Here is a 26,595-nt window from a genome sequence, read left to right as displayed (position 1 = left end):
CCTATCAAGGTAAATCTATTTAGGAACACCATGTCATATTTGTCATTATCTAACACTAGTTTAGTTGCGATTGCTATTAGTTTTGTGGTTATTTGTGTCATCATCATCAGTTTAAGAATTGTTACTCAAATAAAAGCAAAACAAGCACTTAAAGAAGAATTGGCGCAACATGATAACTTTGCAATGGGGATTAGTTTTGCCTCTGAAATATCTGTTGTTATAGCCACCATGGCGTTTTTATTTGATGAAATTAGTATTAGCACCGCACAATCAAACCCATTAAAAGTGATTTTGTTAATTGTGCTGCTATTTTCATTTATTAAAATGGGGCATTTAATCCATCGTAAATGGATATTACGCCGCTTTAATGAAGAAGCCGCAATACTAAAGCAAAACGTCTGTGCTGCGCTGGTTGACTCGGGGATGCTTATTGCCAATTGTATTTTAGCGCTGGGTTTATATACATGGACACATACTCAGGGGTTTAGTAATTTATTAATTGCCTCAGTAAGCTTTTTTGTGTTGCAAGGCATGTTTGCTTTGGACAGTAAAATACGTGAATACCGCTTTGCTAAAGCAAATCAAGGCGCCTCATTGCAAAGTAATTTTGGCTTAGAAAATACCTCTATTGGTATTCGCTATGCGGGTAAGTCAATTGGATTAGCACTTGCGGCGTATGCTGGTTTATCTAGTGCGGCCTTTCAAAATGGTAAAATGGTAGAAAACTTATTTACCTTGGTAATGCATTGCGGTGTGATGTGGCTGTTACTATACTGTTTAACGTATATTATAAAAATTATTTCAATGCCTAATATCGACACTGCACTTGAAGTCGATCATCAAGATAATATTGGTATTGCGTGTATTGAATTTGCTGTATTTTGTGCTATTGGTTACTTACTTATAAGTATGTTTTCAATTTAGTACCAAACTGGTTAAATTAAGCCGTTACTAAACGTCCCTATTTAATAGTCTGGTAAATTAACAGGGACTTTAGGCATATGGAAATAAAAACAGCGAGCTATCTCTTAATTGATATAGACAACGAGTTTAGTCGTTCATTTATTAAACACTATATAAACTCAAATGATCCAGCTAAAAAAGACATCGTTATCGCCGGAGCTAATACCCAAAAGCTGGTTAAAATGATGTTTGATGAACTCGTTAAAGATTATTGCTATTGCGATATTGAAAACGAAATAAGCATTTCTGAGCTGGCCAGCTACCTACACGAACACCACAATATTCAGGGGGTACTGTTTAACCAAACAGATTACTTGCTCGCCGATGATACACAGCGCTTTATTTATAATTCACTGCATGAAAAACGCTATATGGTTATTCAAACAGATCAAGGGTATGAAATTAAGCCCATAAAAGATGAATGCCATTCAAACCATTTATCGTGTGATACCGACATAGCTCAAACTGCACAAGAGTTAACAGAGCTTTTAACCCCCGAATATGAAAAATAAATAATTGCACCCAAGCCTTTGCTTACTTACCATAGAGAGATATAACTTCTATGTAAAAAAGTGATTTGCCATGCGAGTGCCCCATATTTATCAATCATCACCGATTGCTCTCAACACCCCTTTAAATCTTGACGATGACGCTGCAGGCCATGTAGGTCGTGTGCTACGTATGAAAGTGAGCGAACAGGTTTCTATTTTTAATGGTGAAGGGGGTGAATTTCTCAGTGAAATTATTGAAGTGAGCAAAAAAACCGTGGTTGTTATGCCCCTTGAATTTAATCCTCATGACGTTGAATCGCCATTAAAGATTCATTTAGGCCAGTGTGTATCCCGTGGCGATAAAATGGATTTTACCATTCAAAAGTCGGTTGAATTAGGGATCACTGAAATAACACCTATTTTTAGCCAGCGATGCGGCGTAAAACTCAGTGGCGACCGCCTAGAAAAAAAACACCAGCAATGGCAAAAAATAGCCATTGCTGCTGCAGAGCAGTCTGGGCGCAACTTTGTACCAATCATTAATCCTCCCGTAGATTTAAAACACTGGCTTGAACAGCAAACCGATGCAATTAAATTAACCTTACACCCGCGCGCCGAGCACAGCATTAAAACCATTACTGTTCCTGATGGTGGCGTGCGATTTTTAGTGGGCCCTGAAGGGGGATTTACCGATGATGAAATGGCGCAAACTAAACAACAAGAATTTGTAGATATTCGCTTAGGTCCGCGAGTACTTCGCACAGAAACAGCAGCGTTAACCGTTTTAAGTGCACTGCAATTACAATTTGGCGATTTAGCTAATTGAAATAACTAAAAGCACCCACATATCAAGATTACAGTTGTAAAAAACACATAAATTAAGGCACAGCGCATGGCAATTAAGTTAGGTATTATCTCAGATCCTATTAGTGGATTTAATATTAAAAAAGACACCGGTTTTGCAATGATGATGCAAGCACAAACCCGTGGCTACGAAATTTACTACATGGAAATGGATGATTTATCGCTGCGTCAAGGCAATGCCTACGCCACTGCAGCCAAAGCTCAAGTTTTTGATAACGCTCAAAAGTGGTACAAACTTGAAGAAAAAGAAACCATAGCGCTGGCTGATTTAGACGTTATTTTAATGCGTAAAGATCCGCCTTTTGATACTGAATATATTTACGCAACGTATATTTTAGAGCGTGCAGAACAAGCAGGCACATTAGTGATTAATAAACCACAAAGCTTGCGCGACGCCAATGAAAAACTCTTTACAGCTTGGTTTAGTGAACACACGCCAGATACATTAGTAACACGCAGCCAAAAACAAATCCGTGAGTTTTTAGCCCAGCATAAAGATATTATTTTAAAACCGCTTGATGGCATGGGTGGCGCCTCTATTTTTAGAGTAAAAGCCGATGATGCTAATATAGGCGTAATATGCGAAACCTTAACCGAGCATGGTAGCCGCTTTGCCATGGCGCAAAATTACATTGAAGAGATCACTCAAGGCGATAAGCGCGTATTGGTTGTTGATGGTGAAGTGATTCCTTATTGCTTAGCGCGTATTCCACAAAATGGCGAAACACGCGGTAATTTAGCCGCAGGCGGTCGTGGTGAAGCCCGCCCAATTAGCGAATCAGATCTTAAGATTGCAAAGGCGGTCGCCCCTACTTTGAAAGAAAAAGGCTTAATATTTGTAGGTTTAGATATTATTGGTGATAAGTTAACTGAGATTAACGTAACAGCGCCAACCTGCGTAAAAGAAATTGAAGCCGCTTACGATATTTCAATTACCGGCATTTTATTTGACGCCATAGAGAAAAAGCTTAATAAATAAATTATCACTGAATCAGTTCAAAGATATAAAGCGATGACGCTTATCGTGTCATCGCTGAAAACTCGAATAAATTTTTAGTGTTAAAACATGGGACTATGCCATACTCAAGATTCAATAACTAAAAGGGTAAAACTTATGCAGTCATTAGAAAATCACTTTTTAATCGCAATGCCATCAATGCAAGACCCTTTTTTTAAACGTGCCGTCACTTATATTTGTGAACACAACGAAGAAGGCGCTATGGGATTGGTGATCAATCAGCCGATTGATGTCACCGTAGGTGAGTTACTCGACAAAATTGATATTGATAACGATAAATCTCAACATGCCGCGCAAGTGACTGTGTTTGCTGGCGGGCCGGTAAAAACAGACCGTGGTTTTGTACTACATTCACCAAAACCTGGGTACTCGGCAAGCCAAAAGTTGAGCAGTGATATTATGATCACCACCTCAAAAGATGTGTTAGCCACGTTAACCACAGCCCAAGCACCCGAGCAATTTATTATTACTTTAGGCTACTCCGGTTGGGAACAAGGCCAATTAGAGCAAGAGCTATTAGACAATAGCTGGCTGATCATTAAAGCCGATCCTAAAATAATTTTTGATACTCCAGTAGAAAAACGCTGGGAAATGGCAGTCTCTATGCTTGGTTTTGATATTGGCCAATTAAGCCCCGAAGCTGGACATGCTTAGGGTCTGTTGACCTTTGCGGATTAAAATTTGTTCAAACTAGGGGCGGTTTAATCGCGGCGCGAAGTTTGTAACCTAGTGGGCTAAGTAAAAACCGAGCAACAAAGAGTAAATCGCCCCTAGGCAGAACCCTTCGGGCAGCGCCTGTTTGGCATTGATGCTGCGTTATTGCCTATTTATGGGGAATAACCACACCACAAAGGCTCTGCCTTGCCTAAATACCAAACAGACTGCTGCAAATTCAACCTTGAAAGGTTAACAGACCCTAATAACATAAAAGACAAACATGACTAAAAAAATTGTAAAAGCGCAAGGTGAGCGCACCATAATGGGATTTGATTTTGGTACTAAGAGCATTGGTATTGCTATTGGTCAAGAGCTCACAGGCAGCGCCACCAGCTTAAAGGCGGTGAAAGCCCAAGATGGCATCCCTAATTGGGATGACATTGCTGTGCAAGTAAAAGAATGGCAACCCGATTTAATGGTTGTCGGGTTACCGCTAAACATGGATGGCACCTCGCAAGAGGTTACCTTTAAAGCTAAAAAATTTGCTAATCGTTTACACAACCATTACGGCATTGCAGTTCATACTCAAGATGAGCGCTTAACGACTGCAGATGCAAAGGCACGGTTGTTTGAACGTGGGGGCTATAAAAATTTAGGTAAAGGTAACGTAGATAATATGTCTGCAGTGATCATTCTAGAGAGTTTTTTTGAAGCCAGTTATGGTGAATAAAGCACTTAACCCACATAAAAAAAGCGCCTAAGGCGCTTTTTTTATGTGTGTTAAGACTAAGTCATATTGCCTTTGTCATCAAGGCCATCAATGGTCACACCTTGTAAGAAGCCTGCGCCTTGTTGCTCGTTATTACGCAATTTAATCATCAAGCGTAAGTCATTTGGCGAATCCGCATGATGCAGCGCATCGGCATAATTAATACGTTGCTGTCTGTAAAGCTCAAACAGCGCTTGGTCAAAGGTTTGCATGCCCATCTCTGTTGATTTAGCCATGGTTTCTTTAATGCCACCAATATTACCGTTTTTAATTAGCTCACTGACCATTGGCGTATTAAGTAATACCTCAATGGCAGCAACACGCCCTTCCCCATCAGAGGTAGGAATAAGTTGCTGAGCAATGATAGCGCGTAAATTTAATGCTAAGTCATATTTAAGCTTATCGTGCTTTTCTTTTGGTACTAAGTGCATAATGCGGTCAATAGCTTGGTTAGCATTGTTAGCATGCAGGGTGGCAACACATAAATGACCCGTTTCTGCAAAGCTCAACGCATATTCCATGGTTTCTTGCGAACGAATTTCACCAATTAAAATAACATCAGGCGCTTGGCGCAAAGAGCTTTTAAGTGCCGATTCAAAGCTTTCAGTATCTAAACCCACTTCACGTTGAGTAATAATACTTTTTTGATGTTCATGCACAAATTCAATCGGATCTTCTATGGTTAAAATATGCCCACGTTGATTGCGATTTCTATAACCAATAAGTGCCGCCAAAGACGTTGATTTACCGGTTCCCGTACCACCTACAAATAACACAAGTCCGCGCTTTGACATAATCACATCGGTCAATGCAGAAGGTAATCCAAGCTCTTTAACGTCGGGAATCTTAGTGACGATTCGGCGAATAACCATGCCCGCTCTGTCGCGTTGCCAAAAAGCCGAAATACGAAAGCGCCCTTCGCTAGTTGCAATCGCAAAGTTACATTCTTTAGTGTTATGAAACTCTGCTTTTTGTTTTTCACTCATCGCTGATTCAACTAACTCTAGCGCTTGCTCATCTGTTAATTTATCGTCATTAAGAGGAGTTAGCTCGCCGTTAATTTTAGCGCTAATAGGAAGTTGGCTCGATACAAATAAATCAGAGCCTTTTTTGTCGATCATTATTTGTAAAAAGTGATTTAAAGATAAAGTCATAATAATTCCTTAAGCGCTAAACTGCGTCTTATCTTGCGCTTTTGTATACGCCGCTGAGTGAGTGATAATGCCACGGTTAACTAAGCTTGTTAAACATTGATCCATGGTTTGCATGCCTTGCGACGCACCTGTTTGAATTGATGAATACATTTGTGCAATTTTATCTTCACGGATTAAGTTACGAATAGCAGGCGTTGCCAACATAATTTCGTGTGCAGCCACTCGCCCTCCCCCTACTTTTTTTATCAGTGTTTGCGAAATAACTGCACGTAATGACTCAGAGAGCATAGAGCGGATCATATCTTTTTCTTCGCCAGGGAATACATCAATAATACGGTCAATGGTTTTAGGTGCAGAGGTCGTATGCAAAGTACCAAACACCAAGTGACCGGTTTCCGCAGCGGTCATAGCAAGGCGAATAGTTTCTAAATCTCGTAACTCACCCACTAAAATAACATCTGGGTCTTCACGGAGTGCGCTGCGTAGTGCGTTAGAAAAGCTATGTGTATCACGATGAACTTCCCGCTGATTAATTAAGCTGAGTTTATTATCGTGAACAAATTCGATAGGATCTTCGATGGTCAGCACATGATGATGCTTGGTCTGATTAATGTAATCGACCATCGCCGCAAGCGTGGTCGACTTACCTGAACCTGTAGGGCCCGTGACTAACACTAGGCCTCGTGGGTTATCTGAAATTTGTTTAAATATTTCAGGTGCGCCTAAATCTTCAAGAGTGAGTACGTCACTCGGGATAGTACGAAACACAGCAGCAGGGCCACGATTAGAGTTAAAGGCATTTACACGAAAACGTGCTAAATTAGGGACTTCAAAAGAAAAATCCACTTCGAGATTTTGTTCATAGTCCTTACGCTGGTTATCGTTCATAATGTCATAAACCAGACTGCTGACTTCTTTATCTCCAAGTGCTGGTATATTAATACGTCGCACATCGCCATCAACACGTATCATAGGTGATACCCCTGATGATAAGTGCAAATCTGATGCTTTATGTTGCACACTAAATGCCAATAATTCGGTGATATCCATTTATGACTCCACAACTAACTGATAAATATATGGTTACAATAGCAGAACGACTCACATCCGCCTACGCTAGAATTGCAGAGGCAGCGCACAAAGCACAACGTAATAGTAACGATATTACGTTACTTGCAGTATCTAAAACCAAACCCGCTACTGATATTATGGCAGCTTATGAGCAAGGGCAACGTCAATTTGGTGAATCTTATGTTCAAGAGGCTGTAGATAAAATAGCGCAACTAGACACATTTAGCGATATTGTTTGGCATTTCATTGGCCCTATTCAGTCAAATAAAAGTGCTTTAGTCGCTGCCAATTTTGCTTGGGTGCAAAGTGTAGACAGACTTAAAATAGCCAAGCGATTAAACAGTCAACGCCCTGAGACAATGCCGCCACTGAATGTACTTATTCAAGTGAATATTAGCGAAGAAGAAGCAAAGTCTGGTTGTCACCCCAATGAAATCGCTGAGCTGGCGCAATATATAGACCAATGTGCCCATTTACAGTTGCGCGGACTGATGGCTATTCCCGCTAAAAGTGACGATGCAAACACGCAAATTCAATATTTTGAGCAATTACAAACTTGCTTTGATAAACTACAGACCCAATATCCTCATATAGATACGTTGTCGATGGGGATGAGTAACGATGTAGAAGCTGCCATAGCGGCAGGTTCAACCATGGTGAGGATCGGCACAGATATTTTTGGAACACGAACTTAAAAGGTGATAACAGACATATGTCAGATAAAAAAATCGCATTTATAGGCACAGGTAATATGAGCTACGCCATCATTGGTGGCATGGTAAAAAACGGCTTTAACGCAAATAATATTATTGCGACTAACCGCAACCAAGAAAAACTAGCTAAGGTAGCTGCCGATTTCAAAGTGCAAACCACCAGTGACAATAACGAAGCTATGCGCGATGCCGATGTCATTGTTTTGTCTGTTAAACCACAAATGATGGGCGATTTATGCCAATCATTTCAAGATTCAGGTGTCGACTTTAGCGATAAATTATTTATCTCAGTCGCGGCAGGCTTAACCGTTAAGCGCTTACGTGAAATGCTTGGTCAAGATGTAAAAATGGTACGTTGTATGCCAAATACGCCATCATTACTTGGTCGTGGTGTATCTGGCTTATATGGTGCAGGCGAAACTCAAAGCGAGCATGAGTTTGTACAGCAAGTATTTGAATGTACAGGCATCGTTGTATGGGTTGAAAAAGAGTCGCAAATAAACGACGTGATTGCTGTTACCGGCTCTTCACCGGCTTACTTTTTCTTATTTATGGAAGCCATTGAAGAAAAAGCCAAAGCGCTTGGGTTTAGTGATGAAGACGCACGCCGCTTAGTGCAGCAAACCGCCCTTGGCGCAGCTGAAATGGCACTTAGCCAAACTGATATTAGCATTTCACAATTACGTTCAAATGTGACATCAAAAGGCGGTACCACGCATGCAGCTGTTGAGCATTTAAAAGCACAAGGTTTAACTAAAACCGTAGGCGATGCAATGGATGCGTGTATTGCGCGTGCAGTGCAAATGGAACAAGAACTTTAAAACCATTTTTTATTGAAGGTTATACTATGAATGCCATGCAATTTTTAATTAGCACCTTGTTTGATCTATTTTTAATGGTGGTACTACTGCGTTTTTGGCTACAGTGGGCAAAAGCCGACTTTTACAATCCGATGAGCCAATTTGTGGTGAAAGCCACTTCGTTTGCAGTTAACCCGCTGCGAAAAATCGTTCCGGGGCTAGGCGGGCTTGATTTAGCCTCTTTGTTGCTGGCATTTATAGTGGCTGCGGCAAAAATAAGTACCCTAATGTGGCTTATTTATAGCTCTTGGGCTATTCAACCTGTGCTTATACAAGCGCTAATAACTGTTTTAAAAGAAGGCTTAAACTTAGTTTTTTGGGTGTTAATTATCCGCGCTATTTTAAGCTGGGTAAGCCAAGGCTATAACCCAATTGAAGCGGTATTCCATCAGCTTACTGAGCCAATGTTAAAGCCTATCCGTAAAGTTTTACCGCCATTAGGGGGGTTAGATTTATCGGTACTGGTACTAATCATCGGCATTCAGTTTTTACAGATGCTGCTAATGGACATTTTAGCTTAAGCATAACGTAATATAAAAGAGGCCTAGCGCCTCTTTTTACATACTCAGGAGTTAACTATGCAACGTTTAATAAAGTTTTGTTTTATTGCTTGTCTCGCTTTAGCATTTAATGCGCACAGCGCACAAGAACAAGGCGCTCAATATAAAGAACTAGGCCCTTGGCAAGTTCATTATATAGCCTTTCCATCAACGTTTATTCAGCCACAAATAGCCAAAACATATGGCTTGGAACGCAGTGGCTACAAAGGTATTGTTAATATTTCCATCTTAAAAAATGATACTGATAAAACAGCGCAAAAAGCGACATTACAAGGCACCGCTAGAAATTTATTAGGCAATAAACAAAGCCTCAACTTTAAAGAAGTCGTTGAAGGCGATTCTGTTTATTACCTAGCACAAGTAGATTACACCAACGAAGAAATTTTACGTTTTGAAATTGAAATCCAACAAGGTAACCAGTTCCAAACATTAAAATTTCAGCAAAAATTTTACGTAGATTAAATATGACCAACACCTTAGTACTTGCAACCGGCAATCCCGGCAAAGTAAATGAGCTGGCTAACATGCTCAGCTCGCTTAATATTAATGTAGTACCACAAAGCGACTTTAACGTGAGCGAAGTGGCCGAAACAGGCACCACGTTTGTAGAAAACGCGATAATTAAGGCGCGTCATGCAGCTAAAATAACTGGATTACCGGCTATTGCTGATGATTCGGGATTAGAAGTTGATAGCTTAAATGGCGCACCCGGCGTTTACTCTGCCCGCTTTGCAGGTAAAGGCGCAAGTGATCAAGATAATATCGATAAATTACTGGCTGATTTAGGCGATAACCCTAACCGCCGTGCTCGTTTTTGGTGTGTGTTAGTACTGATGCGTCACGCCGACGACCCTACCCCACTTATTTGCAGTGCTAGCTGGGAGGGCGAAATTACCCTTAGCCAACACGGTGAAGGTGGCTTTGGCTACGATCCTATCTTTTTTGTGCCATCAGAAAATTGCACCAGTGCAGAGCTGACAAAAGCGCAAAAAAATGCACTGAGTCATCGTGGGCAAGCACTTAAAATGTTACTGCAAGAGCTACAACACAAAGGCGGCCTGTGAACCTTCCTCCACTAAGTTTATATGTGCATGTGCCATGGTGCGTGCAAAAATGCCCTTACTGCGACTTTAACAGCCACGGACAAAAAGGTGACATCCCTGAAGCTGAGTATGTACAGCATTTAATCGACGATTTAAAAGCTGATTTACACTTAGTACAAGGGCGTAAAATTCACAGTATTTTTATAGGTGGCGGCACACCAAGCCTATTAACCGGCGCGGCATACACCCGTTTACTCAAGGAAGTAGATAGCCTAATTGGCTTAAGCGATAACTGTGAAATAACCCTTGAAGCAAATCCCGGCACAGTCGAAACTGGCCGTTTCAAAGATTATGTAAAAGCAGGCATTAACCGTATCTCTATCGGCGTGCAAAGCATGCAGGACGATAAGTTAAAAGCCCTAGGTCGAATTCATGGTGCCGATGAAGCCAGTTATGCTGCACAGCAAGCCAGTGAAGCAGGGTTAAATAGCTTTAACCTTGACTTAATGCATGGCTTACCAGGGCAGTCTCTTGATGATGCACTGAGTGATTTAAAACAAATTATTGCGCTCAATCCACCGCATATTTCTTGGTATCAGCTCACCATTGAGCCCAATACGCAATTTGCTTCAAAACCGCCGACTTTGCCACAAGATGAAACCTTATGGGATATTCAAGAGCAAGGCCAAGCATTATTAGCACAAGCTGGCTATCAGCAATATGAAATATCAGGGTATGCAAAACCTGGCTATCAATGCCAACATAACTTGAATTATTGGCGGTTTGGCGATTATCTTGGCATTGGCTGCGGCGCTCATGGTAAGGTTACTGATGCGAAAATGGGGGTGATAACACGCACTGAAAAGGTAAAACACCCTCGGGGCTATATGGATATTATTAAACCCTACTTGTACAAAAGCTGGCAAGTAGAGCAAGACGACTTAGCGTTTGAATTTTTTATGAATCGCTTTCGTTTAATAGAGCCATGCCCTATAAATGATTTTAATGCGCTGACGCAGCAACCACTGCAAAGCCAACAGCATGCACTAGATAAAGCCATTAATGCCGGTTTACTAACAAAAACAGACAGCCACTGGCACGTTACACTCCAAGGGCAACGTTTTTTAAATGATCTACTTGCGTTATTTGTTTAGTGACAATAATAGGTTTCTAACAACAAAAGGGAAACGAATGCGTAAACTTACTCTAATTGCTGCCACCATTAGTGTGGCACTGCTTGCAGGTTGCCAACAAGCAACACAACAATCAACGCCTGCACCTACGGTTCAAGCTCAACCTGTTCAAAGTGAAATTGACAAAGCGAATGCTTTTTTTGAAGACACTTTTAATCGTGATGTAATGAGCAGCCCGGTTTATCAAACCTACATGGGCATCAAAAAAGATTACGATAAATGGGATGACAACAGCGAAGAAAAAGCCCTTAAAGACCTTGCACAAGCTAAAGCCGATTTGGTCACACTCAACAGCATTAATCGTGCGCAATTAGATACAGCAACCCAAGTAAGTTATGATTTAAAAAAACAAGATTTAGAAGCCAGCATTGCTGATTTCAAATGGCGTTACCATAACTATCCAGTAAACCAAATGTTTGGTACACACTCTATGGTGCCGGCTTTTTTAATCAACCAGCATCAAATTAGCAACGTAAAAGAAGCCAACGATTACATTGCTCGTTTAAATGGGGTACCGGGTGTATTTGATCAGCTTATTACTGGCTTAGAAATTCGCGCCGATAAAAACATCATCGCGCCTAAATTTGTATTCCCACACGTCATTGATTCAAGCAAAAACATCATTAAAGGTGCGCCGTTTGAACAAGGTGAAGATTCTACGCTTTTAGCTGACTTTAAACGCAAAGTTAATGCCTTAGAAATAGACCAAGCTGAAAAAGATGCACTTATTAGTAAAGCGACTGAAGCATTAAAAACAGCGGTTAAACCTGCTTACTCTAAGTTAATTAACTACATTGCACAGTTAGAAAAACGTGCTGATGACCGTGACGGTGCTTGGAAATTCCCTAATGGCGAAGCGTTTTACAATAACGCACTGAAACGCACCACCACGACAGACCTTACAGCAAAAGAAATTCATGCCATTGGCCTTGCTGAAGTATCACGTATTCATGATGAAATGCGTGCCATTAAAGATAAAGTCGGTTTTGAGGGCGACTTAAACGCCTTTATGCAGTTTATGAAAACCGACAAGCAATTTTATTTAGCTAACACTGAAGCTGGTAAAGCACAGTACTTAAGTGAAGCTAAAGGCTTAATTGATAACATGAAAACACGCTTAGATGAGCTGTTTATTGTAAAACCAAAAGCCGACATGATTGTAAAACGTGTTGAAGCATTCCGTGAAAAAGCGGCAGGTAAAGCGTTTTATCAACAACCTGCGCCAGATGGTTCTCGCCCAGGTATTTACTACGCCAACCTATACGACATGGAAGCAATGCCTACATACCAAATGGAAGCCTTGGCTTATCATGAGGGGATTCCGGGTCACCATATGCAAATTGCCATTTCACAAGAACTTGAAGGTGTACCTAAGTTCCGTAAATTTGGTGGTTACACAGCCTACATTGAAGGCTGGGGGTTATACTCAGAATTACTACCAAAAGAAATGGGCCTTTACGAAGACCCGTATTCAGATTTTGGTCGCTTAGCCATGGAATTATGGCGTGCATGTCGTTTAGTGGTTGATACCGGTATTCACGCAATGAAGTGGACTCGTCAAGAAGGTATTGATTACTACGTTAACAACACCCCTAACGCCACTTCTGACGGTGTAAAAATGGTTGAGCGTCATATTGTAATGCCATCTCAAGCAACGGCTTACAAAGTAGGTATGCTGAAAATTTTAGAACTACGTGAAGATGCTAAAATGCAACTTGGCGATAAGTTTGATATCCGCCAGTTCCACGATGTAGTGCTTAAAAATGGCCCTGTACCATTAAACGTACTAGAAAACTTCGTTAATGAGTGGATTGCCAGCAAACAAGCTTAATTTTTAAGTATTTACTTAAAGGTATAAAAGGTCGCAATTGCGGCCTTTTGTTTTATAAAGCAAAAAATTAAGCTAGGATAAAGTTGGAATTCAAGGAGAACAGAATGGATCTAAGCATACAGCTACTCAATGCGCGTATTAAACAACAGCAGTTTGATGAGCTAGATAACGATTTTAAAAAGCTCACTGAGGCACAGCAAGTAATACAGCTTAATTACCTGTTTGAAAGTGCGCTACGCATGAGTATTAAATACGATTTTATGCAAAACATCGCCGTGCGTATTTTAACCACTAATACGCCACCAGCGCCGTTTATTGAAAAACTAACCAGTTTAGACGCGCTGAGTTTTTTTACGCCTGCACTTAAATTAAATAAGGGATTTATTAGTACAGACGACTCTGGCAATAACGCCCTGCATAATGTATTTAAGCAAGCAATGCCCACACAACTGCCTTTTAACTATGTTCGCTCGTTAATGTTATTTGAATCTAACGAAGAGTTACTACATGCATTAGCACATACAAATAAGCAAGGGCTCACTCCGGTTGCCAGTTACATCGCCTATGCACATAAGCCAAACATTCCGGTAAAACATGAATTTTCGGCCTTGCTCGCATTAATGGAAATAGAGCAAAAACAAAATCCTGCAGCAAAATTACAAATACTTGAGGCATTAAAAAATAATCCCCCAAGCGAGATAACCTTGCTACTGAGCGCCGCTTATTTACAGCGCTCTACTGAACAAGTGGCGGCTCTAATCTGATAAGTAATATTCTACGCTGGTAACAACACGTACGTTTTTAATTTGCGGCGTGTTTGAATCCCGATCGCTAATGCTAAACTGCCCTTGGCGAGCGGTTTTAATTTTACCTAAGCGTGAATTTGAATCTTTAGCAAACTTATCTGCCACTTCACGAGCTTTTTCTGTGGCTTCTTGCACCATGGCTGGTTTTATATCGTTAAGCCCAGTAAAAATATACTCAATACGGGTTTGATAGTTGTCTTGCACAATAGCTATATTTTGTTTAGCTAGCTGACTCACTTTGCTCAGTGCGTTTTTAACTTTATCAGGAGCATTGGAGTAAACAATAATATTTGAGCTAATAACATACCTAAACTTTTGATTATCATTCGCGTATTCACGGGCTTGCTTATCTATAATAGATTGAGTGCCTGTCGATATTTCTTGATCATCAAAGCCGTGTAACTTTAAAAAGGCAATCACCGCATCGTTTTTTTGCTCAACTCGCTCAACAAGCTTTTCAAGATTGTTGTCGGCATCGTTAAACTGCAAAGGCCAAATAACGGTATCAGCCACAACTTCACGTTCAGCTAATCCTTTTACCTGCACCGTGCGCTCCATCCCTTTAATATCAAGCGCAGCCCCTTTTATAATAAAACCCAATGCAATTAGGCCAATGCTTAAACACGCTGCTGCCATAACAACGGTTACATTCGATATTTTATTCACTTCACTCTCCTTGATTAGGGTCTGTTGACCTTTGCGGATTAAAATTTGTTCAAACTAGGGGCGGTTTAATCGCGGCGCGAGGTTTGTAACCTAGTGGGCTAAGTAAAAACCGAGCAACAAAGAGTAAATCGCCCCTAGGCAGAACCCTTCGGGCAGCGCCTGTTTGGCATTGATGCTGCGTTATCGCCTATTTATGGGGAATAACCACACCACATAGGCTCTGCCTTGCCTAAATACCAAACAGACAGCTGCAAATTTAACCTTGAAAGGTCAACAGACCCTAATATCAATAATAAGCACGTTCACGCTCGAAAAAACACTATAAACAGGTTACATTGAGAAGGTATAGATAGCAAAACTTAATCAGCCAAGGAAACGCAATGAGTCTAAAACGTATTAGCCAGTTTTTTAATCCAAGCTCAGTCGCTGTTATTGGGGCATCAAACACCCCTACTCGGGCTGGTAATGTGGTAATGCGTAATTTATTACAAGGTGGGTTTAAAGGGCCCATCATGCCCGTTACACCCAATCATACTGCAGTGCATGGCGTATTGGCTTACCCAAGTATTGAAGCTCTCCCCAAAGTACCTGATTTAGCCGTTATCTGTACCAATAAAAACACCTTAATGAAAATTATTGAACAGCTAGGTACGCTGGGGTGTCATAGCGCTATTATTATTGCTGATGGCCTAACAAGTACTCAAAAACAAGAACTTAAAGATAACGCTGCGAAGCATAAGGTAACGCTGCTTGGCTCAAATTGCTTAGGGTTACTTATTCCGCATATAGGTTTAAACGCGAGTTTTTCGCACACTGTTGCCACGCCAGGTAAACTGGCTTTTGTGTCGCAATCAGCGGCTGTTTGTTCAACGATTCTTGATTGGGCTAAAAATAAAGAAATTGGCTTTTCATACTTTGTATCTATGGGAGATTGTTTAGATATTGAGTTTGACGAAATACTCGACTTTTTAGGCCGCGACGCTAAAACCAAAGCTATCCTACTTTACATAGATAACATTAATGATATTCGCAGCTTCATTTCTGCCGCGCGTGCGGCGGCATTTTCTAAACCCGTTATTGCCATTAAAACGGGCAGAACCAGTGCTGGCGCTCTCGCTGCTGAAATACACACCGGCGGAAAACAAAGCTCAGATGCAGTATATGATGCCATGTTTCAACGTGCAGGGATGTTGAGAGTAAATGATTTGCGTGAACTCTTTGCCGCCACTCAAACCTTGGCAATGCACCCCAAATTACTGCAAGTAGAGCAGCTAACTATATTAACTAATGGCGGCGGCCCTGGAGTGATGGCCGTTGATGAACTTATTCAAAGCTCAGGTAAACTTGCTCAGCTTAGTGATGAAACGCGCGAAGCACTCAATAAAGTGATCCCACATTCAGACACAACATCCAACCCTGTCGATATATTTGGCGATTCTGCGCCAGTGCGTTACAAACACGCATTAGAAATACTGCTTAATGCTAAAGAAGTTAAAAACTTACTGATCATTCATACTCCATCGGCATTGGCCCCGAGTGAAAATTACGCTCAGGTTATTGTTGAGGCACTGAACAAATTACCAAAAATGGCACGCCCGTATGTGATCACTAATTTCATGGGAGAAGATGCCGCCTTCGCAGCCAGACGCATCTGCGCAAATAACGCCATTCCGACCTATCGTACCCCAGAAGGCGCAGTAGGTGCCTTTATGCACTTAGTAAGCTATCGTCGTAACCAAAAACATTTAACCCAAACGCCAGAATCAAACACCGATGATGCGACTATTAATAAAGTAGCAGCGAAAGCAGCTATTAAAGAGTTTTTAAATGATGAGCAACATTACTTATCAACCCATCAAGCGAGTCAAATTTTAAGTAGCTACGGTATAGACTGTATCCAAACTGAAGTAGCCTACACCCCTACTGAGGCAAAAGAGCAAGCAATAGAGCTAGGTTTTCCGGTCGCATTAAAGTTGATGAGCCCCAGCATTCCCTCTAAGTCTGAAGTCGGTGGCGTAGTACTCAACCTCAATGATGCACAAGAGGTCGAGCAAACGGCATTTGCCATGCTGTTAAGAATAAAAAACACCTACCCTGATGCTATTATTGATGGCTTTTCATTACAAAAAATGGCGCCAAGAGCAGGCGCCAATGAGCTGCGCATAGCCATTAAAACAGAGCCTAATTTTGGGCCAGTTATTTTATTAGGTGAAGCTGGCACAGGGCTTGAGTACGCTCAAGCGGCGGTGGCCTTGCCACCACTGAATATGAACCTAGCTAAATATTTAATTGCCGCCGCCCATGATAAGGGAGTCCTTAAAGATCGCATTCTGCCAGAAAAAGTAGATAAATATCGTTTATGTGCGCTACTGACCCGAATTTCTCAACTCGTTGTTGATCAACCCGATATCACCTCATTAGAGCTTAATCCTATTTTAGCCAGTAATGGGCAGTTTTTAGTCCTTGATGCCACCATGAACCTAAATCAGTATCAGGTTCAGGCGCACCGAAAACGTTTATCAATCCGCCCTTATCCTATTGAGCTGGTTGAAACGGTGACCCTAAAAAATAAGACCTTAGCAACGCTCAGACCAATCAAACCAGAAGATGAGCAGGCACATCAAGAGTTTGACCGCTCCTTAAGCAAAGAAGATAGATACAAGCGCTTTTTTGGTGAATTGCCACAATTTAACCATGATCAACTCGCTAAAATGACGCAAATTGATTACGACCGCGAGATGGCATTTATTGTTACCCAAACACAAGACGAGCAACAGCACACATTAGGGGTTTCACGAGTGATTATGGATCCCGATAACTTACAAGCAGAGTTTGCCATTGTGGTACGTTCTGATTGCCAAGGACTTGGGTTAGGACGTATTTTAATGAACGCGGCTATTTCTCACTGCAGACGCCAAGGCGTGAAAACGGTTGAAGGTATCACCCTGCCAGAAAATACCGGCATGATTGAGTTGGCTCGTAAACTCGGGTTTAAAATAAGTCGTGATTTTGAAGAAGGCAGTATCAATATGCTGCTCACATTGTAATAGGTACTATGCGTAAACTAAGACAAACCATCAACCAAGTATTTGAAGCGTCAGGTAAGTATCAGCGAGCGGGACACATTTTAGATGTCATACTGATCAGCATAATTATGATTAATGTGGTGGCGATTGTGCTTGAGTCGGTGCACAGCATCGCAACCGAGTACTATAGCGAGTTTTTAATCTTGGAGCTGGTATCAGTGGCTATATTTAGTGCTGAATATCTAATACGTGCTTGGACCTGTGTCGATCGCGTAAAGTACGCCTCCATGAATTGCTCAAACACACAAAAACGGATTCGATATATTTTATCACCTCTGGCAATTATCGATTTAATTGCCATTTTGCCTAGTTTATTAATGTTTTTCTTTGCTATCGATTTACGTTTTTTACGGGTACTGCGGTTGTTGCGGGTATTTAAGCTCACTCGTTATTCTCGAGCAATGCAATTGTTATTGCAGGCGTTTATTGATGAGTCGAGTTCATTACTGGCGGCATTTTTTATTATGTCTGTGTTACTTATTTTAGCCTCTTGCGGTATTTATTTATTAGAGCACGACATTCAACCAGACAAGTTCGGCTCTATTCCTGCAGCCATGTGGTGGGCAATGGCAACCCTAACTACGGTTGGTTATGGCGATGTTGTGCCTATAACGCCTATTGGTAAACTATTTGGTGGCGTAATCACTTTGGTGAGTATGGGGATGGTTGCCATACCAACCGGTTTATTAGCGTCGAGTTTCTCAGAGCAAATACGCAAACGTCGCCAGCTATTTGAAGATGCCACCCACGAGAAAATAACCGATGGTAAGCTCACTGATGAGCAGATGCATCACCTTGAGGAGTTACGCTACAAACTAGGGCTAAGTAAACTAGAGGCCAATAAAGCGATAAAAGCAGAGCTAAATAAACGCAGCTCACACTTATTTTGCCGTCACTGTGGTAAGCGTCCTTAATAAAATAATGTATTAAGCGGCGCTTTAAGCTTGTGAGAATACAGGATGCCAATCGTGCTCAATAAGCTCAAGCACCTGCTCTTTAGGCACCGCTTTACTAAACAAGTAACCTTGAAAGTAGCTACAACCTTGCGCTTTTAAAAAAGCCAACTGATGTGCGCTTTCAACCCCTTCAGCAATACACTCTTTACCTAAACTGCTTGCTAAAGTTAGTGTAGATTGAATAATCGCTTCGTTATCAGAATCAATACCAATATCTTGCACAAAGCTGCGATCTATTTTTAATACATCAATCGGAAAGCGCTTCAAATAAGTTAACGAGGCATACCCTGTTCCAAAATCATCCATGTACAACTTACAGCCTAGTTGCTTTAATAAGTCCATATTTTTAAGCGCATGTTCTGAGTCTCGCATTAAAATAGACTCTGTTATTTCAAATACAATAGCCTCGGGCGGCAGTGCTGCATTGTTTAGTGCTTGACGAATTTCAGGGACGAGTCCGATAAATTCAAAATCCAGTGCTGAGAGGTTAATTGATAGGTATAGATCAGGACACACTTTACGCCAACGAGCTAACTGCACCAAAGCACGCTTAAATGTTTGTAGCATTATTTTAGTGATTAAACCTATATTTTCAGCTACGTTTGCAAACTCTTGTGTACTCGCTAACTGATTATCAGGCCAGCGTAGTAACACCTCAAAGCCCACAGTTTTTTGCGTAGACGCATTAATAATGGGTTGATAATAATTACAAAATTCATGTTCATGATAAGCTTTGATCAACTGTGATTCTAAATGCATCGCTCTTTCAACACGTTGATTCATTTCTTGTTTGTAAAACTTATAACACCCTTCCAAGCCATCTTTAGCATAATAAAGCGCCACATTTGACGCTTTCAATAGTGCTTTATAATGCGCGGCATCATCAGGGAAAATAGCCACACCAATACTTAGGTGCACATTGACGCTTTGCTGATTCATAACGATGTCTTTACTCACGCAATCCATTAGTTTGGTGCATATAAGTAATACTTCTTCTATTTGCTGAATATCTTCAACTAGAATTACAAATTCATCACCGCCTAAACGCGCGACGCTATCACAAGGACGTAATGCTGTTTTCAAGCGGTTCGCCACCAGCTTTATTATCTCATCGGCGTTTTCTGTGCCAAATGAATCATTAAAATACTTAAACCGTTTTATATTAACGTGTAACAAAGCCACTTTACACTGATGGCGGCGCGCCTGATCGATGGCATGTATAGCTCTGTCGTTAAACAAGGTTCTATTTGGCAGCCCTGTAAGTGAATCGTAATTAGCCAGTATATGCAGTTCGCTCTCGGCTGACTTTTGTGCATGAATATCCGTTAAAATAATCACGTAACTACTCAGCCTTTGGCTTTCATCAGCTACGGCGCTTATTTTAACCAGTACATGGCGTTGCTCTTTGTTTGCCAGAACGACAGTATCTTCACATGAAAAATGTTCGCCCACTTCAAGCTTTTGCATAATTCGTAAATAATCAAAATAGCTACTGCGGGGAATTCCCAAATTAAGCGCACGGGTTGAACGAGGCTCTGCTGATAAGCCAAAAGCGCTTTGCAGCGATTTATTTGAGGCACGTATATTAAAGTTTTTATCTAAGATAAACACCCAATCTCGGGTTTGTTCAAACGCGGCAGTAAATAACCGAGCATGCTCTTCAAACACCCTTTCGCGTGTCATATTGGTATACGTACCGGCTACTTTTTGCGGCGTTTTTTTGTCCCACTCAACTACCTTGCCAAAATCTTTGTACCAACGCCAATGACCTTTGGCGTGGCGTAATCGGTAGGTACAATTAAAATACCCTTTATCTGTTGATAAAAATTCTAACCACTCCAACCTAAAAATAGCACGCTCTTGAGGGTGAATTTTTTCTAGGTAGTCATCTAAACTCACCGAGTCATCCTCGTAGCCTAATTCGTTGACTAATCTAGGCTGATAAATATTTAACTGGCTCGCCTGCCAATCCCATACCCCGGACTCACTTCCCTCTAGTGCAAGCTTTAAACGCGCCTCACTGTCTTGGCTTTCTTTGTGTGCTGCCAATAAGATACGCTGTATTTTGTTGCGCCTCATTACCCATGCAGTCACTAAGGTGATCAATAAAATGGCATAAAGCGCTAAAAAGTATGGAGCACGCCATAGCGGATATCTCACTTTAATATTTAACGTGGCTGGCGCAGTATAGTCGCCGGTCAGTGGGTCTTTTGCCCAGACTTTTAACTGGTAACTGCCGGGGTTTAATTTAGGAAACACCACACGATTATTTCGGGTATAACTTTTTTTACCTTTATCGAGCTGATATTCATAAATAATGCGCTCTTGGAAGCTAAATGACATCGCTGAAAATGCAATCTCAAGCCCGATATCATCATGATTTAAAGTGATATTTTTTAATGGCTGCTGTAAATTTATAGACAAGTCCCGAGACATTAAGTTGATGCGCGTGATATTGACCTGATCTAATAAACCTTGGCTATTTTTATTGTCTTTAGGATCAAAGTAGGTAAAACCCTTGAGGCTACCGAAGGCAATTCGACCATCCGCTAACTTAGCCATAGCGCCATTATTAAACTCAGCAGAGAGCACCCCATCTGATGTTGTAAATTGCTGAAAATGAATTGTTTCAGGATTTAGTCGCCATATACCTTTATGGCTACTCATCCAAATCATTCCCTCTTCATCAAGAACCATATCGTACAACAAGGTACCGAGTTTATTTTTATCTAAATCAATTGTGTGCACTAACTCATAGGTCGTTGCATCTATACCAATCAGCCCAAAATTAGATAACGATAGCCAAAGTATGCCTTGCCCATCTACCACGTAGGAAAGAATACTAACGGCTACATTTTCATGGTGTTTTGGCACTTTATAAATGGTGTTTAAACTTAAATCATTGGGGTTAAATTGATATAAAACGCCACCACTAAAAAATAATGGCTTCTCGGGTTGGTGCGGTAATGGGGGTAAAAAGCCATGCGCTAAAAAAGGGTCAAATTGTGCTAATTCGCCTTTTAAGTGAACTAATTGTCGGCTATCAATATTATATTTAAACATGCCATGATCTGGGTGTACAAAATACAAATCCCCGTTTGGTAGCAATGTCAGGCCATGCATCCAATCATTTAAAAAAATCTGATTGGTAGGACTGTTGGTTTTTGGTTGGGTAAGTTGCTGAGTTTGCGGGTCAAAAATGAATAATCCTCGGTTTGAGTGCAACCAGAGTTTATCTTTGTAAGGCATAATTTTGAAAATAGTAAACTCTGTGGTCAGTAAATCGACTTTATAATCTTTTAAATACACCTTTGAGCGATTACTTTTTAAATCAACCGCAGTTAAACCATTGTGTGTGCCTAACCATAGCTTTTCTTGGAACTCCTTAATTGACCATACCGAATGATGTGATAAACCATCCCCAACCAGTGCATTTCCCTCTACATTATAAAACTTGTAATTGTCGCCCGATAAATAAAACGCACCATCGGTTTTAGTGGCTAGCCACATTCCGCCCGACTTATCTTTCACCATATCAATAATACTGTTATCGGCGAGAGTGTACTTACTCTGTTGGATACGTTTATTTTTAACCACTTTTTTAGTGGTTAAATTAAAACAAAGCAGGCCTTTATCTGTTGCTAAATCGAGCACTCCTTGCTGATTATCAATATCCCAAACATTCAAATCGGCCAGTAATTTTTGGCTTGTAAATGATTGCTCGCGGTTGTTAAACATTGCCTCTAAATTACTAATATCAACAGCGTATAAGCCCTTAACCGCACCTACAAGCAACTGATTGTTATTACCTAGCGCAAATGATTTCACATTATTTTGATAAATATGTACATCCGTTTCGCTCAAGTGCTCGAGTGGCCTTACCTGCTGTGTTGCGATGTTAAAAACATACGCGCCGTCTGTGCTACCGATAAAAATATAACCGTTATAATGAAACAAAGTACGCACAAACGCATTTTCAAATTGCTCAGGAAGTGTAAATAAGGAGGTAATAGAGCCGTTGTCTATATCGAGTTTTGCAAACTCTCGGCCTTGTCCAATCCATAAGGTTTTATCATCGGTGGCTAACATAGTAAAAACGGACTGCTGTAGTATTTGCTCTTCTGTGACAGGTTTTTCTATGTATTGTTGGTAGGTATCCGTTTTCGGATCGTATCTAAACAAGCCTGCTAATAAGGAGGCAATCCAGATATGCCCTTGTTGGTCTTGATATATGCGATCGATGATCGCCTCTTCTAACTCACCATTTGGGCCATTGATTGGAATAACTTGATAGCCATCGTATCGGTTAAGACCTCCTTCAGTAGAGAGCCATAAATACCCATTGTTATCGATAAGCATGGTATTAACGTAACTTTGAGATAAGCCTTCGCTTGGGGATAATCGTTTTACTTGCGCTGTTACTTCAACGCTTATGAGCATAAACAGCACAAATATGGCTGTGATAAACCCATTAATACTCATACCCATGCTTGTCCTATTACTAATTTATGTTTTATTGATATTTCAATGCGGTAATATTTCGGTGCTTATAAGCATCAAATAGCGTTAATAATGCAGGAGTATATGTTAACACTTGGTTAAAACCAAGTGCTTGATAAAAATCAGTAAGGCGTTGATAAGCAAAGGTGTAAACAGATTCTGTTTGCGCATTTAAAAGGGCAACTAATAACTGGGTTGCCACCCCCTTTGAACGATAAGAAGGAGCCACGAACACCGTTGATAAAAATAAAAAAGTGGGCTTATTCTGTAACCGGCAGGCGGCAATAATCGTATTATTATCGTAAGCGACCCAGACTTGATCCTGTTTGTTAGCACGGCCGCGGACGTGATGTAACGTATAAAACTTATTAACTAAGGGCGTTTTAATTGATTCTAATTGTTTAATTACAAGCATAGTAGGCAAACCCTAGCTAAGCATAATTGCCAAATACTGCTCAAATTTTTGTTTTAAAACACCTTGCTCTGCAACAGGACGACTATGCAGAGTGTCGTACACTTGCTCACGCGTTTTTTTACCGCGCTTAATTTGATAAGCCCAAAATGAGGCCTCGTAATCTAACTGAATTTGATACTTTTGCTCTCGCGGCAAGTCACACAGATTAAAACTCATATTCACTCCAATTTTTAGGGGCTATAAACTTATTGTTGCCTGCATGAATACAGGTAAGGGCCGTGAGCAGCACACGGAGGCTTTAACTAGCCCACTAGGTTAAACAACTCGCGCCGAGCGCCCCTAGTTTGAACAAATTTTCATCCGCAAAGGTCAACAGCCCCTCGCTCAATAAAACGTAGATTATACGTTTAAACTTATAAAAAACTAACTCTATAACTAATAAAATAAGCGACTGTAAATAATTCAACGTAATCAATAATTGTTGGCGGTAACTTTTGCAAGATTACTAATGCAAACTGTGCAAAAGACAGACAATTTGTTACTATGGCTGCTTATTATCTTGCCGCAATTAATTGGAAATACTGACGTGCTTAAACGCTTTAACGGATTGCTGGTATTACTGTGCTTAGTTTTTAGTAATATGTCTTTTGCGCACAGTTATAGCTACACATTTAATCGCCCGCAAAACACTCAACAAGCAAACTATACCATTGAGCTATTACAATTGGCCTATGCAGATATGGGCTTTAAACTAAATATTGTCGATTTTAATCGTCAAAATGCATTATTTGCAGCAGATAATGGCATGTTAGATGGGCAGCTTGCTCGCGATATCAGTATTGAAAGTGCCTATAAAAATTTAATTCGAGTTAACTATCCACTCTTTAAATTTAACCTTGAACTTTATAAACGCTGTGAGCCCAGCTCCACTAAAACCATAGATAGCGTTGCTATTATTTCCAGTTACCCTGTGCAACAGCGATATTTAGACAGTATTGATTTTCAAGGTAAGGTAATTGAAGTTAAAAATAATAATACGCAGCTTAACTTACTGATCCAGCAAAAAGTACAAGGAGCGTTACTTATTGATTTTGCGATGGCAAATAAAACCATTCCTCCCTCTTTGGGCTGCTATGAAAAACAAGTAGTTGCAACCTACCCGCTTTATCATTATTTACATAACAGTCATGCGGATATTGTTCCCCAGCTAGAAGCAACACTGGATAAGTTACACAATAACGGCACAGTTGCAAAACTCAGGTCAAAATACAACCTACAGTTTTAAAAATCAAAACCTTGTTGATCTGCTTGCGGTGATGATTGTGCCACTTTATTTTTTTGCTGTAAGTAACGTTTATAGCGCTGCTGGCATAAACTCAATACTTTTTTCTTTTGGGAATTCGTTAACGAATTCCAAGAAAAACGTTCATCGCGACTGCGATAGCAGCCTTTGCAATAACCGCGATTATTAACTAAGCAAATACCTTTACAAGGGCTAGGAATATCAAATATTTCAATTTGTTGCATTTTACCCTCCGGTATTAAAAGCATAGCCTGAGTATAGCGCTATTTTTGTGCAAAAAAAAAGCAGCAAATAAATTGCTGCTTTGTTGTTAGCTTAAACTGTTAATTACTGCTCACAGCTTTGTTCATCTACTTGTGTTTTTCGATGAAATGGCTTGGCATACATAGCTAAAACCAAAGCCCTTAACTCTTCTGGCACCTTGGCTAAACGTTCTTCAAACTGTGCTGCGTCATTTTTATTGATCACCGCCTCAGTGTAGCCAGCAGCAATAAAGTTGCCTGGGTGTAAGTAAAACGAATCAATAATTTGCTTATCAATGGTTTTTGCCAGTTCATCGGCACTGTCACAACCTGACTCAATGGGCTGACCAAACGATAAATGCACATGCCCTTTGGCTGAACTAAACCCTTCAACAATGCTGGCAATATCTTCACCCGCCGATTTAACATACTTGCCATGATGTTGTTTATGATATAGCTCTTTTGCCTTGGCAATTGCACATGGTTCGTATTGGTAAGAGATTGCAACCGGCACCACTTTGAGCTCTTTAATGTATTCGCCAAATTCTTTCTTTTGTTTACGGCCATTAAGTTGCAACATTTTTAAAAGCGCAGGATCAGTTTGATCAACCCCATCTTTAGCGCGCCCTTCTTTTTGGGCAATCCAAATTGAGTGCCCGCTACTGAGTGAATCATAAATATAAGCCGATAACTGAGTCAGCGCTTTTAACATCTCTTTTGGGGCTTTTGCTGAGCGTTTCACAATAAAACTTTTATTTAAGCGCATAAGCTCAGTAATGTAAGGAATTTGCAGCAAGTTATCGCCAATCGCAATTCTCACTGTTTTCATTTTATGCTGGAATAAGCCCCAATTAACCAGTGCAGGGTCAAGTACAATATCTCTGTGGTTTGAAACAAAAAGATAGGCTTGATTAGGGTCTAAGTCTTCTAAGCCAGAAAAAGTGACTTTTGAGGTGGTACGTTTTATTAATTTATTTAAGTAATGTGCCACTTCATTTTGTACATCTTCAACCGTTTTAACTTTGCCCCACTTTTTGCGCAACTGATGCTTTATTATAGCGCGTGCTAAAAACCCAACTGCGGATATAAAGCGTGGCAAATTGTATTTTGCAATTACATCAATAAACGCATTATCGTTAATTAATCGCGTTAATGAGGCGGCAACTTCATCGTCATTGTAAGGTCTTATATCTGCGTACTTATCTTCTAATTCAATCATTTACTGCATCTACAAAGTTAAAAACGGCGCGTTAAAACGCCCCGCTGTGTCTGATTTTGATTATAACTCAATCAAAAATACGAAACTAGCAATACTAAAGTTCGATTTACTGAGTTTTCATAGCGTTATAGTTTAACGCCGAGTCAAGCTGTCTTGCTAACAACGCATACGTATAAACTATGGCTATTAATTATTAATTTAAATGGGTAGACCCT

Annotated in this window: 25 protein-coding genes; 17 read left to right on the top strand and 8 right to left on the bottom strand. The window is 40.5% G+C overall.

The genetic code is table 11. The features are described from left to right. Nucleotides 1-30: 30 nt before the first annotated feature. The 6 genes from N523_RS0101075 (at nucleotide 31) to ruvX (ending at nucleotide 4,723) form a co-directional block, all read left to right on the top strand. Nucleotides 31-924 (top strand): DUF350 domain-containing protein, encoded by an 894-nt coding sequence (locus tag N523_RS0101075; RefSeq protein WP_013465844.1) that lies wholly within the window; start codon nucleotides 31-33, stop codon nucleotides 922-924. A gap of 77 nt (nucleotides 925-1,001) precedes the next feature. After that, nucleotides 1,002-1,475 (top strand): hypothetical protein, encoded by a 474-nt coding sequence (locus tag N523_RS0101070; protein ID WP_028835646.1) that lies wholly within the window; start codon nucleotides 1,002-1,004, stop codon nucleotides 1,473-1,475. A 70-nt stretch (nucleotides 1,476-1,545) separates the two neighbouring features. Beyond that, the gene (gene rsmE / locus N523_RS0101065) at nucleotides 1,546-2,280 is read left to right on the top strand and encodes a 16S rRNA (uracil(1498)-N(3))-methyltransferase (protein ID WP_028835645.1); all 735 of its coding nucleotides are present in this window, start codon (nucleotides 1,546-1,548) and stop codon (nucleotides 2,278-2,280) included. Nucleotides 2,281-2,346: 66 nt separating this feature from the next. Beyond that, nucleotides 2,347-3,297 carry a glutathione synthase gene (gene gshB, locus N523_RS0101060; RefSeq protein WP_028835644.1) on the top strand — a complete coding sequence of 317 codons (951 nt, stop codon included), beginning with the start codon at nucleotides 2,347-2,349 and terminating at the stop codon, nucleotides 3,295-3,297. 135 nt (nucleotides 3,298-3,432) lie between these two features. Beyond that, entirely contained in the window at nucleotides 3,433-3,990 is a 558-nt protein-coding gene (locus tag N523_RS0101055; protein ID WP_013465848.1) for a YqgE/AlgH family protein, read from the top strand. A gap of 283 nt (nucleotides 3,991-4,273) precedes the next feature. Further along, on the top strand, nucleotides 4,274-4,723 hold the full coding sequence (ruvX, locus tag N523_RS0101050; RefSeq protein ID WP_028835643.1) for a Holliday junction resolvase RuvX: 450 nt from the start codon (nucleotides 4,274-4,276) through the stop codon (nucleotides 4,721-4,723). A 56-nt stretch (nucleotides 4,724-4,779) separates the two neighbouring features. Here the strand turns inward: ruvX and N523_RS0101045 are convergent, their stop codons facing one another. Both N523_RS0101045 and N523_RS0101040 read right to left on the bottom strand, forming a co-directional pair. Then, a complete protein-coding gene (locus N523_RS0101045; RefSeq protein WP_013465850.1) occupies nucleotides 4,780-5,916 on the bottom strand; it encodes a PilT/PilU family type 4a pilus ATPase in 1,137 nt (378 codons plus the stop codon). Between the two features lie 9 nt (nucleotides 5,917-5,925). Further along, the gene (locus tag N523_RS0101040) at nucleotides 5,926-6,966 is read right to left on the bottom strand and encodes a type IV pilus twitching motility protein PilT (RefSeq protein ID WP_013465851.1); all 1,041 of its coding nucleotides are present in this window, start codon (nucleotides 6,964-6,966) and stop codon (nucleotides 5,926-5,928) included. Nucleotides 6,967-6,968: 2 nt separating this feature from the next. Between N523_RS0101040 and N523_RS0101035 the strand changes: the two genes are divergently transcribed. From N523_RS0101035 to N523_RS0101000, 8 genes are all read left to right on the top strand, one after another. Beyond that, a complete protein-coding gene (locus N523_RS0101035; protein WP_028835642.1) occupies nucleotides 6,969-7,682 on the top strand; it encodes a YggS family pyridoxal phosphate-dependent enzyme in 714 nt (237 codons plus the stop codon). 17 nt (nucleotides 7,683-7,699) lie between these two features. Next, entirely contained in the window at nucleotides 7,700-8,521 is an 822-nt protein-coding gene (gene proC / locus N523_RS0101030) for a pyrroline-5-carboxylate reductase (protein WP_024600822.1), read from the top strand. 26 nt (nucleotides 8,522-8,547) lie between these two features. Beyond that, complete coding sequence (locus N523_RS0101025) at nucleotides 8,548-9,081, top strand: YggT family protein (protein ID WP_028835641.1); 534 nt, start codon at nucleotides 8,548-8,550, stop codon at nucleotides 9,079-9,081. 57 nt (nucleotides 9,082-9,138) lie between these two features. After that, a complete protein-coding gene (locus N523_RS0101020; protein ID WP_013465854.1) occupies nucleotides 9,139-9,582 on the top strand; it encodes a DUF4426 domain-containing protein in 444 nt (147 codons plus the stop codon). Nucleotides 9,583-9,584: 2 nt separating this feature from the next. After that, a complete protein-coding gene (locus N523_RS0101015; protein WP_024600825.1) occupies nucleotides 9,585-10,184 on the top strand; it encodes an XTP/dITP diphosphatase in 600 nt (199 codons plus the stop codon). After that, a complete protein-coding gene (hemW, locus tag N523_RS0101010) occupies nucleotides 10,181-11,317 on the top strand; it encodes a radical SAM family heme chaperone HemW (protein WP_028835640.1) in 1,137 nt (378 codons plus the stop codon). The genes N523_RS0101015 and hemW overlap by 4 nt, the downstream gene beginning before the upstream one ends. Before the next feature lie 37 nt (nucleotides 11,318-11,354). Further along, complete coding sequence (locus N523_RS0101005) at nucleotides 11,355-13,187, top strand: DUF885 domain-containing protein (RefSeq protein ID WP_028835639.1); 1,833 nt, start codon at nucleotides 11,355-11,357, stop codon at nucleotides 13,185-13,187. 104 nt (nucleotides 13,188-13,291) lie between these two features. Continuing rightward, nucleotides 13,292-13,951 (top strand): hypothetical protein, encoded by a 660-nt coding sequence (locus tag N523_RS0101000; protein WP_013465858.1) that lies wholly within the window; start codon nucleotides 13,292-13,294, stop codon nucleotides 13,949-13,951. On the opposite strand, the gene N523_RS0100995 is transcribed toward N523_RS0101000, so the two are convergent. Next, a complete protein-coding gene (locus N523_RS0100995) occupies nucleotides 13,943-14,659 on the bottom strand; it encodes an SIMPL domain-containing protein (protein ID WP_008467710.1) in 717 nt (238 codons plus the stop codon). The two genes, N523_RS0101000 and N523_RS0100995, sit on opposite strands and share 9 nt — an antisense overlap. Before the next feature lie 380 nt (nucleotides 14,660-15,039). Between N523_RS0100995 and N523_RS0100990 the strand changes: the two genes are divergently transcribed. Both N523_RS0100990 and N523_RS0100985 read left to right on the top strand, forming a co-directional pair. Beyond that, nucleotides 15,040-17,706, top strand: coding sequence for a bifunctional acetate--CoA ligase family protein/GNAT family N-acetyltransferase (locus N523_RS0100990; protein WP_028835638.1), 2,667 nt, complete (start codon nucleotides 15,040-15,042; stop codon nucleotides 17,704-17,706). A gap of 8 nt (nucleotides 17,707-17,714) precedes the next feature. Further along, nucleotides 17,715-18,659: an ion transporter gene (locus tag N523_RS0100985; RefSeq protein WP_013465861.1), complete on the top strand. Its 945-nt coding sequence runs from the start codon at nucleotides 17,715-17,717 to the stop codon at nucleotides 18,657-18,659. Between the two features lie 24 nt (nucleotides 18,660-18,683). On the opposite strand, the gene N523_RS0100980 is transcribed toward N523_RS0100985, so the two are convergent. Genes N523_RS0100980 through N523_RS0100970 form a run of 3 tightly spaced genes read right to left on the bottom strand, consistent with a single transcriptional unit; the run spans nucleotide 18,684 to nucleotide 23,832 of the window. After that, nucleotides 18,684-23,189, bottom strand: coding sequence for an EAL domain-containing protein (locus N523_RS0100980; protein ID WP_028835637.1), 4,506 nt, complete (start codon nucleotides 23,187-23,189; stop codon nucleotides 18,684-18,686). A 25-nt stretch (nucleotides 23,190-23,214) separates the two neighbouring features. Beyond that, nucleotides 23,215-23,616, bottom strand: a complete 402-nt coding sequence (locus N523_RS0100975; protein ID WP_028835636.1) for a GNAT family N-acetyltransferase — start codon at nucleotides 23,614-23,616, stop codon at nucleotides 23,215-23,217. Between the two features lie 12 nt (nucleotides 23,617-23,628). Further along, entirely contained in the window at nucleotides 23,629-23,832 is a 204-nt protein-coding gene (locus N523_RS0100970) for a DUF3283 family protein (protein ID WP_028835635.1), read from the bottom strand. A 424-nt stretch (nucleotides 23,833-24,256) separates the two neighbouring features. Between N523_RS0100970 and N523_RS0100965 the strand changes: the two genes are divergently transcribed. After that, on the top strand, nucleotides 24,257-24,901 hold the full coding sequence (locus N523_RS0100965; RefSeq protein ID WP_051440298.1) for a transporter substrate-binding domain-containing protein: 645 nt from the start codon (nucleotides 24,257-24,259) through the stop codon (nucleotides 24,899-24,901). Here the strand turns inward: N523_RS0100965 and N523_RS0100960 are convergent. Both N523_RS0100960 and N523_RS0100955 read right to left on the bottom strand, forming a co-directional pair. After that, entirely contained in the window at nucleotides 24,898-25,143 is a 246-nt protein-coding gene (locus N523_RS0100960) for a DUF1289 domain-containing protein (RefSeq protein WP_013465866.1), read from the bottom strand. The genes N523_RS0100965 and N523_RS0100960 overlap by 4 nt on opposite strands. 103 nt (nucleotides 25,144-25,246) lie before the next feature. Beyond that, the gene (locus N523_RS0100955) at nucleotides 25,247-26,380 is read right to left on the bottom strand and encodes a 1-acyl-sn-glycerol-3-phosphate acyltransferase (RefSeq protein WP_028835633.1); all 1,134 of its coding nucleotides are present in this window, start codon (nucleotides 26,378-26,380) and stop codon (nucleotides 25,247-25,249) included. Nucleotides 26,381-26,595: the final 215 nt, after the last annotated feature.

This window comes from Pseudoalteromonas sp. 23_GOM-1509m (genome assembly GCF_000518425.1).
GTDB lineage: Bacteria > Pseudomonadota > Gammaproteobacteria > Enterobacterales > Alteromonadaceae > Pseudoalteromonas > Pseudoalteromonas tetraodonis.
The sequence above is the reverse complement of the archived record's forward strand: the minus strand, read 5'-3'. Positions and strand labels throughout refer to the sequence as shown.